Annotated in this window: 12 protein-coding genes; 9 read left to right on the top strand and 3 right to left on the bottom strand. The window is 49.0% G+C overall.

Features of this window, described 5'->3' with window-relative positions; all coding sequences use genetic code 11:
- Positions 1–48: 48 nt before the first annotated feature.
- The gene (locus ACO0K2_RS19385) at positions 49–324 is read left to right on the top strand and encodes a hypothetical protein (RefSeq protein WP_423021707.1); all 276 of its coding nucleotides are present in this window, start codon (positions 49–51) and stop codon (positions 322–324) included.
- A gap of 126 nt (positions 325–450) precedes the next feature.
- Here ACO0K2_RS19385 and gshA read toward each other — a convergent pair whose 3' ends face one another.
- Positions 451–2,043, bottom strand: coding sequence for a glutamate--cysteine ligase (gshA, locus tag ACO0K2_RS19380; RefSeq protein ID WP_423021706.1), 1,593 nt, complete (start codon positions 2,041–2,043; stop codon positions 451–453).
- 428 nt (positions 2,044–2,471) lie between these two features.
- Here gshA and ACO0K2_RS19375 point away from each other — a divergent pair, with 428 nt between their 5' ends.
- From ACO0K2_RS19375 to ACO0K2_RS19365, 3 genes are all read left to right on the top strand, one after another.
- Positions 2,472–3,221 carry an ABC transporter ATP-binding protein gene (locus tag ACO0K2_RS19375; protein WP_423021705.1) on the top strand — a complete coding sequence of 250 codons (750 nt, stop codon included), beginning with the start codon at positions 2,472–2,474 and terminating at the stop codon, positions 3,219–3,221.
- Between the two features lies 1 nt (position 3,222).
- A complete protein-coding gene (locus tag ACO0K2_RS19370; protein ID WP_423021704.1) occupies positions 3,223–4,821 on the top strand; it encodes a hypothetical protein in 1,599 nt (532 codons plus the stop codon).
- A 352-nt stretch (positions 4,822–5,173) separates the two neighbouring features.
- Entirely contained in the window at positions 5,174–6,268 is a 1,095-nt protein-coding gene (locus ACO0K2_RS19365; RefSeq protein ID WP_423021703.1) for a catalase family protein, read from the top strand.
- 29 nt (positions 6,269–6,297) lie between these two features.
- Here the strand turns inward: ACO0K2_RS19365 and ACO0K2_RS19360 are convergent, their stop codons facing one another.
- On the bottom strand, positions 6,298–6,783 hold the full coding sequence (locus tag ACO0K2_RS19360; RefSeq protein ID WP_423021702.1) for a PH domain-containing protein: 486 nt from the start codon (positions 6,781–6,783) through the stop codon (positions 6,298–6,300).
- A 362-nt stretch (positions 6,784–7,145) separates the two neighbouring features.
- On the opposite strand from ACO0K2_RS19360, the gene ACO0K2_RS19355 reads away from it, so the two are divergent.
- On the top strand, positions 7,146–7,841 hold the full coding sequence (locus ACO0K2_RS19355) for an aspartate/glutamate racemase family protein (protein ID WP_423021701.1): 696 nt from the start codon (positions 7,146–7,148) through the stop codon (positions 7,839–7,841).
- Between the two features lie 126 nt (positions 7,842–7,967).
- Positions 7,968–8,813 carry a 4,5-DOPA dioxygenase extradiol gene (gene ygiD, locus ACO0K2_RS19350; protein WP_423021700.1) on the top strand — a complete coding sequence of 282 codons (846 nt, stop codon included), beginning with the start codon at positions 7,968–7,970 and terminating at the stop codon, positions 8,811–8,813.
- Positions 8,814–8,869: 56 nt separating this feature from the next.
- Here ygiD and ACO0K2_RS19345 read toward each other — a convergent pair whose 3' ends face one another.
- Entirely contained in the window at positions 8,870–9,946 is a 1,077-nt protein-coding gene (locus tag ACO0K2_RS19345; protein ID WP_423021699.1) for an MBL fold metallo-hydrolase, read from the bottom strand.
- Positions 9,947–10,145: 199 nt separating this feature from the next.
- On the opposite strand from ACO0K2_RS19345, the gene ACO0K2_RS19340 reads away from it, so the two are divergent.
- The 3 genes from ACO0K2_RS19340 (at position 10,146) to ACO0K2_RS19330 (ending at position 13,059) form a co-directional block, all read left to right on the top strand.
- Positions 10,146–10,580 carry a MerR family transcriptional regulator gene (locus ACO0K2_RS19340; protein WP_423021698.1) on the top strand — a complete coding sequence of 145 codons (435 nt, stop codon included), beginning with the start codon at positions 10,146–10,148 and terminating at the stop codon, positions 10,578–10,580.
- A 269-nt stretch (positions 10,581–10,849) separates the two neighbouring features.
- Positions 10,850–12,034: an isovaleryl-CoA dehydrogenase gene (locus ACO0K2_RS19335; protein WP_423021697.1), complete on the top strand. Its 1,185-nt coding sequence runs from the start codon at positions 10,850–10,852 to the stop codon at positions 12,032–12,034.
- A 95-nt stretch (positions 12,035–12,129) separates the two neighbouring features.
- Positions 12,130–13,059 carry a pyridoxal-phosphate dependent enzyme gene (locus tag ACO0K2_RS19330; RefSeq protein ID WP_423021696.1) on the top strand — a complete coding sequence of 310 codons (930 nt, stop codon included), beginning with the start codon at positions 12,130–12,132 and terminating at the stop codon, positions 13,057–13,059.
- Positions 13,060–13,065 lie beyond the last annotated feature (6 nt).

Below are 13,065 nucleotides of genomic sequence, written 5' to 3'. Positions count from 1 at the left end.
AAGACAGTGTGATCATCTGCAAAGACGTTGATAATAGATAGGTGCAGAATGAATAATTTGAAAATTGATGAGGCAATGGCCTATGTTCGTAAGCTCGCAGCAAAAAATAATGGCGATGTACCTGATTGGACTAAATACGAACAATTACTCAAAGAGCATTTGAAAGACCCATTTAACCTCAAATTCAAGATGCCGAAAGAGTACTACTATGCGTATTTACGTGGCAAAAACATGAGCCATGAAGAAGCCTTGGAGCGCATGGGGCTGCCTGTTAAATCAAAAGCAAAGCCCAGCAAGAAAAAGAGTTTTTGGCAATTCTGGTAATACCCAAAGGCAGCACACGGGTCGCGCTGTGAGATCAATTATCTAAGCTGCTGCCCCAAACGGCAGCGCAGCAGCTTCTTTTCAACACATCAAACGGCGGTTGACGCCATCTCGAGCTGAGGTTGCTCAATTATCACAACAGATCTGGCTTGACGTGCGCGAACGATAGTCAGTAATAAATTCTTCAAACGTTCCGCTCTGCGACGTCTCCATCTCTGTTTGTTCGGCGAGAGATTGGCTTGCTAGTTGTTCAAAGTAAGCCTGATCCTCTGCATCCAGAGGGCGTGCACGGAATTGGGCGGCCAATTGGCTGCTTTGTTTGAGAGCGAATTGTGCGAAAGAACCATTCTCATGGCGAATTTCTCTCAGCACGCGAGCCGATGGGGTTAGTTCGCTATCGAGTAACTTGTCTTTCTGTACTTGCATAGAGTGCGTATATTCATTGTTGCCACGTTGCTTATCGAGTAAGGCAGCGACTGGCGCGATTTTGTCGAGCAATGCTAATCCCCATGATTGCAGCGTGATGGCTTCACCTTGATTGTGGAGGGTGAGTCCTGGGCGACGGCCTTCTTTCACAGCAAGCGCAAAATTTGCAGTATTTTCGGCACCTTCTGCTTCGTTGGTGAGTGGACTGTCTTCTAGTGCACAAAATAACAAAAAGGCGTCGAGGAAACGGGACGTTTCTAGGTTAATGCCCAAAGGATCGAAGGGATTGACGTCCATGCAACGAACCTCGACATACTGAACACCACGTGCACACAAGGCTTCGATGGGACGTTCGCCGCTCCGTATCACGCGCTTTGGACGAATCGTCGCGTAAAACTCGTTTTCGATCTGCAACACATTGGTGTTGATTTGTACCCATTCTCCATCGATTTTTGTACCGATTTTTTCGTAATCGGGATAGGGCTTACGCACGGCGATAGACAAGCTGCGCATGTACTCCATCAGACTGTTGTACGGTGGCACTAAGCCATCTTGCGCATTGTTCTGGTATCCGAGGTCACTCATGCGCAGACTCGTGGCATAAGGAAGGTACAGCGTATCGGCAGACAAGGTTTCCAACTGGTGAGGGCGACCCCGCAAGAATGATGTCGTTAAAGCGGGTGATGCACCAAATAGGTACATCAATAACCAGCTATAGCGCTTGAAATTACGGATCATAGCGATGTAGCTTTCGGACTGCATCGTCATGCTATCGCCAGGTGTATTTTCGGCTTGTTGCAATAGTTTCCAGATGTCTTCGGATAGCGAGTAGTTGTAATGAATGCCAGCGATACATTGCATACTCTTACCATAGCGCAACGCAAGGCCGCGGCGATAGACATGCTTGATCATGCCAATGTGGGAGGTGCCGTACCAAGCGATCGCGATGTCTTTTTCGTCTGGCAATGGACATGGCATGGATTGGCTCCACAGCATCTCATCACCTAGCTTGGAATACGCAAAACGATGAATTTTATCCAGCTTATCTAAAGCTGACGCAATATCAGGCTCTGCTGGCGTGATGAATTCTAATAAGGCTTCCGCGTAATCCGTTGTGATTTGCGGATGAGTGAGGGTTGCTCCTAGGGATGCTGGATGGGCCTGTTGAGAAAGGTGTCCTTGGACATCTACCCGCAAAGTTTCACGCTCGATGCCTCGTAAGCCTTGTTCAAGCAAGGGACGATGCGCAGTGCTATCGAGTAGTGCAAGACGTTGGTTTAACAGATTACTCACAGAATTTCCTTCAGGATATGATGCCATTGCGTAGGCGCATGACGTAAATTTGGAGCAAGCATAGCCGAAATTTGCATTTGACATCGGGCGGTCGCCTATTTTGCAGGGCGATAGGGCGTTACTTCAGCAACAATACCGCTTAAAACAACGAATAGTTCAGGCATGCAATTTTGTTTATTGGTAAGATTGTAAATAAATGTGAAATAATGAAGTTCGTTAGTGATGGTAGGTGATCGTTGTTTGTCGCTGTTAGTCGCTTCATGTCTATTCGTGGAAGATTGGGGCATTCAAGGCGTTTCTCTAGCCACGCTATCTCTTTTTTTTGATTTCTAAAGGCAACTGTGTTGGTACCATGTACCAACGAAGCCGGTTCGAAGCCCCTTCTCATTGCGCAGAGCGGGTAGTACGCCACCAATAAAGGAAGCACTATGTCAGATGTTGCCTTACAGCTTGTCGGATTGAATAAAGCTTTTGGACGTCCGGCAGTCGATCATCTTGATCTGACCGTCAACAAAGGAGAGCTATACGCTTTGCTGGGCCCCAATGGCGCGGGAAAAACGACGACCTTAAGGATGGTCGCTGGTTTATTGTTGCCCGATAGTGGCAGCATTCATATTCTGGATGCCGATTTGCTGAGTCATCCTGCCGCGGCCAAGCAAAAACTGGCCTATTTGCCTGATGACCCACTTCTGTACAACAAACTCAAACCCTATGAGTACCTCGAATTTGTTGCTGGGTTGTGGGGAATGGCCCCAGACGTCGCTCAGCGAAAAGCTACCGAATTATTAACGTGGTTAGATTTAACGAAGCACGCCGACGAGCTCACTGAGGGTTTTTCTCGGGGAATGAAGCAAAAACTTGCACTAGCAGGTGCATTAATTCATGAACCCGAGTTAATCATTCTCGATGAACCCCTCACCGGGCTCGACGCCGCAGCCTCGCGTCAAGTCAAAGATTTACTGCTGGCGCATGTGAACAAAGGCGGCACCGTTATTTTGACGACACATATTCTCGAAGTCGCAGAACGGATGGCGCAACGCATCGGGATTATTCAGCACGGCAAGTTGATTGCCGAAGGAAGTCTCGATCAGCTACGTGGAATCGCACAACGACAGGATCAAAGCCGAGACGCGGTGACACTAGAGCAGGTCTTCTTGCAATTAACGGAATCTGCCTGATATGCGCCTCCTTCAATTTCAGCCGGGCAGTGCCTTGTGGCTCTTTGTGCACGAATGGCGGATGTTTTTTTATGAAATGGGGGAAAGCTCCAAATCAACGTCTGCGAACGATGCGCATGCCAACAGAAAGACGCAGAAGAGAAAAATAGCGCGTGGGATCTCGCTGAAAGTGGGTCTTTTTTTTGCTGCGCTCTGGCTAGCTGCGCACTACCTCGCATGGCGAGTACTCGCCGATGTGCCTGTGTTCGATGTCGCGACGATGGCACCGGTTCGATGGATTACGACGTTTGTTTTAATATTGATCGCAACGTTTATGTTGTCATCGGCGCTTAACCGTAGTGTGAAAGCGCTTTTTGAACGCGGGGATCTTGATTTACTTTTATCCTCGCCGCTGCCAACAAAAACGATTTTTTCAGTTCGACTGGCTGCCATCGTTGTTGGTATCAGTGCTTTATATGCGTGTTTTTTCTCACCGGTGATTAATGCGGGTGCAGCGCTTGGACATATTGGCTGGCTTTCAGCCTATCCAGTGTTATTGAGTATCGCGATGTTGAGCGCTTCTGCTGCGATGTTGCTCACCTTAAGTTTGGTAAAGCTCATTGGTATTCAGCGCACCCATACTGTCGCCCACTTGCTGAGCGCCCTGACAGGGGCCGTCATGTTTCTGATGTCGCAAAGTATGTCGCATATTAACCCGCAGTTGCGCGAGAAGTGGATGTCAACAGCGTTCATATTCCTCGACCAACACCGCTTGCTGGCGCCTGATAGCTGGTTGTGGTTACCAGCACGCGCTGTTTATGGGGATGTGGTTAGCGCTGCCGGGTTCTTAGGACTTGGGGTCATTTGCTGTTGGCTCACAACCCGATACACACATCATTTTTTTGTGCGGGGTGTCCAACAGGCAGGTGGTACGAGCCAATCTTCAAAGACGACAAGTGCTCTACGTCAGCCCGTATCGCGCGATCGCCAGCGACGTTTCACAAGCAATATTTGGCTCGTCGTGCTGAAGAAGGAGTGGCGTCTCTTGTTTCGAGACATCGAGCTCTTAGCGCAGATAGGTTTACAATTACTGTACATGTTCCCACTTTTCTTCGTGATTTTTAAGCAGGGAGTCATGTTGTCGGGTGTCGTTTCCGGATTGACTTACCTCTCCATTTCTCTTGCTGGATCATTAATATGGGTCATCGTGTCGGCAGAAGATGCGCCTGATCTACTCCACAGCGCACCCGTAATGGCAGCACAAATCGGCTACGCAAAGTTGGTTGCGGCCATCGCGCCAGTGTATGTGCTGATGAGTCCTGTGCTCGTGTGGTTGTGGTTACATGACGTCAAAATGGGCGCCACGCTCACCCTGTGCAGCCTGGGTGGCGTGACGGGCACGGTACTGGTCTATCGTTGGCTGGGTAAATCGACGACTCGTGACCGCTTTAAGCGCCGAGGACAGGGCAATGTGATACCGACGCTGCTTGAAACCGTCAATGCCTTGTCTTGGACTGCTGTATCAGCCGGTCTGCTGGTTTCAGATCACTTTACCAAGTTTGGTATTGCTGGCGTGGCGGGCGTCATCATCGTGGCATGGGCGCTACGTAGCAGACGTTAAGCAGACGTTAAGCGGATTCGATTTTCGTTGTTCGCTCATCATCTGACAGGAGGTTGAGGGCATATTTTCGTTAAATCGTCTTTATCTTCGAGGTTTGCGCGTTAAATTGTTTCAAATTGCTACATGATGCAATCATTGATTGCTTAGCAACATCTTGGTAGGTAATATGCAGAGTGCTTTTTTGATATGCATTAACGCTTTTCGCTTTTTCAATCATCAACTTACGGTGAGATGACGTCACAACGATGCGAGCTTGGTTTTTAACGGTAGTATCAACTCCACCTTGCAAAGCTTTAATGCGTGATTTAACGATAGAAACCCGTGGTCGATATTCAGCGTGAAGAGGAAATCTATGGCGTCCCCACTACCCCTTGCAACCGAAACCATTCCTCCCGATGAGGAAAAGTATGTTCGTGAATTACGAAAGCGTTTGCAGGCGAAAATGCAAAGGGATTACCCGAAAGGCATTATGCGTCGCGAGGCGCATCCTAAGATGCATGGATTAGTGCGTGCCTACTTTATTATCGAACCTGACCTGCCACCTGATCTACGCGTTGGTGTATTTCGCGATAATCGTCGCTATAAGGCGTGGATTCGATTTTCTAATCAAAGTGGGACTATTCAACCAGATATCAAAAATGATATTCGGGGAATGGCCATTAAGCTCTTGGGTGTACACGGGAAAAAATTGCTTGATCCGGATGCGGATGTGCAGACACACGATTTTGTCTTGATCAGTACGGATGTGTTTGTCGCCGCCAACGTGAAAGAATTTGCAGAGCTATTCAAGGCACTGACGTCGGGTGCTTTTTCGATGATCGGATTCTTTTTAACGCATTGGCGCGCGGCGTATAATTTCTGGCATTCGATGCTGAAATGCGCTAATCCGCTACATATCAGTTATTTCAGTACGACTCCGTATTTGTTTGGCGATAAGGCGGTGAAATACGCGGTGTTTCCGAGTACACAAACCATCGATAAAATCCCATCGCCACCGAAAGCAAATTATTTGCGCGACGCCATGGTGACGCAGCTATCACAAGAAGATGCGGTCTTTGATTTTTGTATTCAGGTACAAACAGATGCGACACAAATGCCGATTGAAGACCCCGGTAAGTTATGGCCAGAGTCGTTGTCACCATTCAGAAAAGTAGCCACCATCCGAATTCCTCGGCAACAATTTCATAGCGAACTACAGCGTGAGTTTGGTGAGCATATGTCGTTTTCACCTTGGCGTGTGCTGGCTGAGCACCGTCCTTTGGGGGGAATCAATAGAGCGCGCAAAGTGGTCTATGAGGCGTTGTCTCAGTTTCGTCATGCGTATAACCACATGGAGCAGGAAGAGCCAACCACCTGGGAAATTCCTGGCATGGATCTCAATGAGCAACAATATCAGAACAGCCGCTTTCAATGGGGTAACACCACTTCATTTCAAGTCAACGAGTAGTCGCTCGTTTGGTGTGACAGGGATTGCCATTATACCGAGCCACAGCTCAGTCCCGCTTGTGGCTCATTATTGAGCTTATGCACTCGTTCAATACGAGCGAAGATATCTTTGCAGAAGGTGATCCGGTTTGAAGGTGAGATCAGGATTTCACTTGCGCCATGGACGTCGTTATACGTGATTTTTAGTCGGTCAAGCGACAGCGCTGGTGACGATGCCGTGTCGTTGCTGGCTTCGATCCTACTGATTTTCACAAGAGGGATGCTTTCGTCTTTAAAACCCGTACGGATAGTCACCATCTCATCGCTCACCGTATATTTAATGCCAAGCACAGCGTAGCCCATAAAGGTAATGATAATGCAGGTCAACATGACGGGAAATGTTGTCGCAAAAATGCCGTATCGACGTTTTAGAGAGATAGCTGCATGCACATTGGTGAAGATAACCAGCACAACAGAGATAAGTAAAGCGGCAATTAACCAGAAATCGATTTTTGAAAAATACTCACTGACTTGCATCTACTACTCCACCCTGTATCCAGACGAATAATCGATCGTCGAGGATGAGGCGTATCCCGACGTACTGTTTCTATTTCCATCATAAATTGGTGTGACAAATTTTACAATGAATATTCAGAGACAACGTCTCAATCCGATTGTGATTATGAGTGAATATGTTCAGAGGAAAGAAATGAATGCTCGAGAGTAACCGTACTGGCGGCATTGCCGTGCCACGATGGCATGTTTATCGAGGCTTTATCTGTCTTTCCATCCGTGAGCAACATTAAGATAGATGACTGATTAGATGACTGATGCATACGACATCACTAATCGGCAATCAAGTGAGACGTATTGCTCTAAGAAAAAAACAGGGGGTGAAAGTGAAAACAATAGGCTTAATTGGCGGCATGAGTTGGGAGTCAACGATTCCTTACTACCGTACGATCAATCAACACATCAAACAACAGTTGGGCGGTCTACATTCCGCCAAAATCGTGTTGGTCAGTGTTGATTTTCATGAGATTGAACAATTCCAACGTCAGGGTGACTGGGATGCCGCCGGTCGTGCAATGGCAGATGCCGCCAAGCGCCTTCAACACGCGGACGCGGACTTCATCGTGTTGTGTACGAATACTATGCACAAAGTGGCGCAGGATATTGAAGATGCGGTTGCTATTCCTTTGTTGCATATCGCTGATCCTACGGCCATTGCAATAAAGAAAGCTGGCTTACACAAAGTGGGATTGTTAGGCACGCAATTTACGATGGAGCAAAATTTCTATCGTGAACGCTTGATTGATCAACACGGACTCGACGTTGTGATTCCAGAGCCTGAAGAACGAGCCATGATTCACCGCGTCATTTATGATGAGTTATGTTTGGGAATAACATCCGCCTCATCTCGGCATGCGTATCAACAAGTGATTGAACATCTCCAACAAAAAGGTGCACAAGCCATCATTCTGGGATGTACTGAAATTGGCTTGCTAATCAGCCAAACGGACGCTTGTGTGCCTCTCTTTGATACGACGGCGCTTCACGCGAAGGCGGCTGCTGATATGGCATTGGCCCTCTGATAGATAGTTGGGAAGTGTGGTCTCACCAACATATTTTTTGCGGAACTGTTATTGTCATACAAAAAGGAATGCTAGGCGCGCAGCCTAGTCATCCAGTCATATCACTTGGTTCGATAGAAATTGATCATGAATAGTCTGAATTCACCTACAGAAAACGCCGAGCACACAGCCCGTGCCGCCACGCGGATGCCTGTGATTTTTGTTGGTCATGGTAGTCCGATGAATGCCATCGAAGACAATACCTACACGCAGCATTTGGCCGCGTGGGCGAAACGATTGCCGAAACCTAAGGCGATTCTTGCGGTATCTGCACACTGGTTGACACCTGGTAGTACGCAAATCGATGCTCAACCAACCCCGCCGACCATCCATGACTTTGGTGGCTTTCCAGAGGCCTTATTTGCGGTCCAGTACCCTGCGCCTGGTGAGGAGTCGCTGGCGCAGACCACGCTCGCATTATTGCAAAACGCGTTTCCAACTGTGCGCCTATCGCGTGAATGGGGACTAGACCATGGGACATGGAGTGTCCTAACGCATATGTACCCTGAAGCAGACGTCCCTGTATTTCAGCTGTCGATCAATTATGCAGAGGCTGGTGCTTATCACTACGCAGTAGGTCGACAATTATCAGCATTGCGTGACCATGGTGTTTTAATTTTTGCGAGTGGAAACATCACCCACAACCTGCGCGCATTGGATTTTCATGCGCCGGAAAGCACCCATGCCAGCCAAGTGTGGGCGCAATCGTTTGATGATGCCGTTTGGCAAGCGATAAGCGTTCGTCATGACGCCGCGTTGATTGACTATCCATCTCTCGGCCCAGCTGCTCGGATGGCCGTTCCGACCCCCGACCACTATTGGCCTTTGCTCTACATACTAGGCGCTGCTGATCCGGAAGAGCAAGTAAAGCAAACATATCAAAGTTTTCAAGCAGGAACCATCAGCATGCGTTGCTTCCAGTTTGGTGGATAACTCATCGCGATTGTCTTATTTTGTTACGTGGCTCTTGTTGGCCCTCTCCAGATTGATCAGGAAGCAGTGACGAAACGTATCACGCCATCGTCTCCGAGATGACGCTGCAAAACGCCATCGAACCATAGTTTATGCAAATGGGCGAGTGCTTCGCCGATAGCAAACGTGAGTTGGTGCGCGTCGAGCGGACGACGGAACATCATAGGGACGATGTCACACGCCGATTGTGGCGTGGCGCAGGCAAGGCGTACTTCTTCTAAGCGTTCTGTATGATGGTCTTGCAATTGTTGGATGCGGGTATGCATGCCGCGGAATGGTTTTCCGTGGGATGGCAAGATCAGTGTGTCAGAAGGAAGGTGGCTATATTTTTGCAGAGAATCGACATATTGCTGCACGGGATTGGCTTCAGGTTCGATGGCAAATACCGACACGTTCGTCGAAATCCGTGGCAATAGCATGTCGCCTGAGATCATGAGCCCGAGTTCAGCGCAGTAGAGGGATGCATGTTCTGGGGAATGTCCGTAGCCAGTAATGACATCCCAGCGACGACCGAGAATGGTCAGCGGAACGCCTTCTTGCAAGCGACGGTACGCCGCTGGTACCGTTGGTACGAGGCGGGTGTAATGGTTTTTTCTTTCTTGGATTTGTTCCAACAGGGCGGGATCCGTCAAGCCATGCTTACGAAAGTGCGGGAACATGGCCGTTCCGTCTGCACCGGGAAGGCTGGCTGACATCATTCTGGCGAACGCATATTCTCCAGCCGTCATCCAAAGAGGCACTTTCCAGCGGCTGCATAAGAAATCAGCGAGGCCGACATGATCTGGATGGCAATGCGTGACAATCACACGGACAATCGGTAGCCCTCGCAAATGGTTATTCTTGTCGCCGAGCAATACTTCCCAACTATCCCGCGTTGTATCGCTGGAAATGCCGCAGTCAACCACGGTCCAACCATGAACGCGACCTGTTTCCGTCTCGACTTCATCTTCCAGCAACCAGAGATTAATGTGATTAAGGGCAAATGGCAGGCCCATACGTATCCACAGGACACCTGGCGCGATTTCCATTGTTTTGCCGGATTCTGGTAATTTTTCGCCGAAAGGGTAGTCGAGTTGCTGTTCAAGCTGATTCATGGTTGTCTCTATGTGCGTACTTCACTGGGACTGTTGTCACAAAGTTAATGTGATTTTCCGGTGGCGGGAATTATTTTTTTTAGTCCAAACTATCTTGCGATAACACCGTGGCTGGAATAGCCTACAATGCGTTTTGTTTAATTGACGTTAACGTCAATGTGAGATTGTAATCAGAAAACTGATTTTTGTATCTAAAACTATGGCCACCTACACCATTACCGAATTAGCACGTGAATTCGACATCACGCCACGAGCGATCCGATTTTACGAAGACCAGGGCTTACTCAGCCCCACACGCGAGGGACCGAGCGGACGAAACCGTGTCTACACGGCGCGCGAGCGTACGCACCTGAAACTGACCTTACGCGGTAAGCGTTTGGGTTTAAGTCTATCGGATATCAAAAGCTTGGTTGATATGTACCGTTCTCCCAAGGACACCGAGGCACAGCTGCAAAGTTTTTTGGTTGTTTTGGCAAGGCATCGTGCGGCATTAGAGCAACAACGTGAAGATATCGAAGTGATGCTCGCTGAAATTAGTGCGCATGAAGAAGAGAGCTGCCGATTGTTGGCGCAGAGCAATATGTCCGTAGGCGAGCCGTCATTTGACCCGTCTCGGGCAGAAGAAGCGAATTGACGTTTACGTAAACGTCAATTCGAAGTATCATTTTTCGCTAAAAGCAATTTTGATGTGGTCATTGTGAATGTTACAGAAATGGAGCGGTCACAGTGACAGAGTACGCTGGTAGTACGCTTAATGATCTTGCCACTGCACACCAAGTCATCCACCATGCTGAGCATGCGCAATGCGTGTTGAAGGATGGCGGATCGGGTGAGGTGTGGCAAAGAACAAGACGATGTATTCGATGTACAAAATAACTAACTCCAACAATCAGTGAGGACGACATGCTTCATCTCCCAGGTTTAACTTTTGATCACGGCGAAGACATCGCCGCCTTGCGCGAAGCTATTCAGCAATTCGCCGCTGCCGAAATCGCACCACGCGCCGCAGAAATTGACCGTAACGACCAGTTTCCAATGGATTTGTGGCGAAAAATGGGTGACCTAGGCATTCTGGGTATCACGGTCGGTGAAGAATACGGTGGCGCGAATATGGGCTATCTGGCGCATATTATTGCCATGGAAGAAATTTCCCGTGCGTCCGCTTCAGTGGGTTTATCCTACGGTGCGCACTCTAATCTGTGCGTTAACCAGATCAAACGTAACGGTACGGAAGAACAAAAACAAAAATACCTGCCGAAATTGATCTCAGGGGAGCATATCGGCGCGCTGGCCATGTCTGAGCCAAATGCCGGTTCGGACGTGGTGAGTATGAAATTGCGGGCCGATTTCAAAGGTGATCGCTGGGTACTGAACGGGACCAAAATGTGGATCACCAACGGTCCTGATGCAGATACCTTGGTCGTTTATGCCAAAAATGATATCGAAGCGGGTCCACGCGGTATGACCGCTTTCTTGATCGAAAAAGGCTTCAAAGGCTTCAGCATTGCGCAAAAGCTCGACAAATTGGGCATGCGCGGCTCCCACACGGGTGAACTGGTGTTCGAAGATTGTGAAGTGCCAGCAGAAAACGTCCTAGGCGGTTTGGGCAAAGGCGTTAATGTGCTGATGTCAGGTCTGGATTTTGAACGTGCGGTCTTGTCGGGTGGTCCGCTGGGCATTATGCAAGCCTGTATGGACTCTGTCGTGCCCTACGTCCACGATCGTAAACAATTCGGTCAGCCCATTGGTGAATTTCAATTGATGCAAGGTAAGTTGGCCGACATGTATTCCACGATGATGGCGTGCAAAGCCTATGTTTATGCTGTCGGTCAGGCATGTGATCGCGCAAAAACACCAGAAGCATTGCGTGCGCTACGTAAAGATGCGGCTGGCGCAATTCTGTACTCCGCAGAAAAAGCAACGTGGATGGCAGGCGAAGCGATTCAAACTCTGGGTGGTAACGGTTATATCAACGAATACCCAGTTGGCCGCCTGTGGCGCGATGCGAAGTTGTATGAAATCGGTGCTGGTACGAGCGAAATTCGCCGTATGCTGATTGGCCGCGAATTGTTTGCAGAAACACGCTAAGTCACGTAGCAAGCGATCATCGGTGCGTCGATGTCTTCATGGTGTGACGCACCAATGATCCCCTCTTGATCAAACCCGTTTCAGGAATACTCGGTATGCATCCATTACATCTCAATACCCCCTTGTTGTCCCATCGTGCTTTGTCTTTGGCGCTGGATAAGCAAGTGTGGCTAAAGATGGATAACTTGCAACCTTCGGGTTCCTTTAAGCTGCGCGGCATCGGCTTGATGTGTCAGCGCGCCGCCGCAAACGGTGCAAAGCACTTTGTTTGTCCGTCGGGTGGGAATGCCGGATTTGCCGCCGCAGTCGCTGGCGTTGCTCTCGGACTGACCACAACGATCGTCGTACCTCATACCACCAGTGATAGTGTCCGCAATGCGATTAAGGCAATTGGTGCAACCTTAATCGTTGAAGGTCAGGTGTGGGATGAAGCTAACCAGGCGGCGCTGGCGCTGTGTCAACAAACAGGCGCTATTTATGTTCCTCCTTTTGACCATCCTGATATTTGGGATGGAAATGGCACGTTGATCGATGAAGTGGTCGGTCAAGTCGCGTTTGACGTCGTTGTATGCTCAGTGGGCGGCGGCGGATTGATGAGTGGCATTGTGCAAGGACTACAGAGAAATGGTCTGTCCCACGTCCCCGTCATTGCGGTTGAAACGGAAGGTGCTGCTTCATTACATGCAGCGATGCAAGCGAACACCTGTGTCACCTTGCCAACCATTTCAAGCATTGCAACCTCGTTAGGTGCACGACGTGTTGCGCAAAAAGCATTGGACCTGACTCACGAGCACGATATTCGTAGCGTGTTGGTGAGTGACGCCGACGCTGTTGACGCGTGTTTGCGTTTTGCAAACGACACAAGAGCGTTAGTGGAACCCGCTTGCGGCGCGACCTTGGCTGTTGCTTATCAGAACTTACCGGCTCTGCATTCATTTAAACAACCACTTTTTGTCGTTTGTGGTGGTATTGGCGTAGATTTGGTTAAACTAGAATCATGGAAACACCAGTTTAACCTTGCCTGAGTAACG

Origin of the sequence: Undibacterium sp. MH2W (genome assembly GCF_049340215.1) — a bacterium.
In the GTDB taxonomy this organism is placed as follows: domain Bacteria; phylum Pseudomonadota; class Gammaproteobacteria; order Burkholderiales; family Burkholderiaceae_D; genus Undibacterium.
This window is presented reverse-complemented; position numbering and strand designations above follow the sequence as displayed.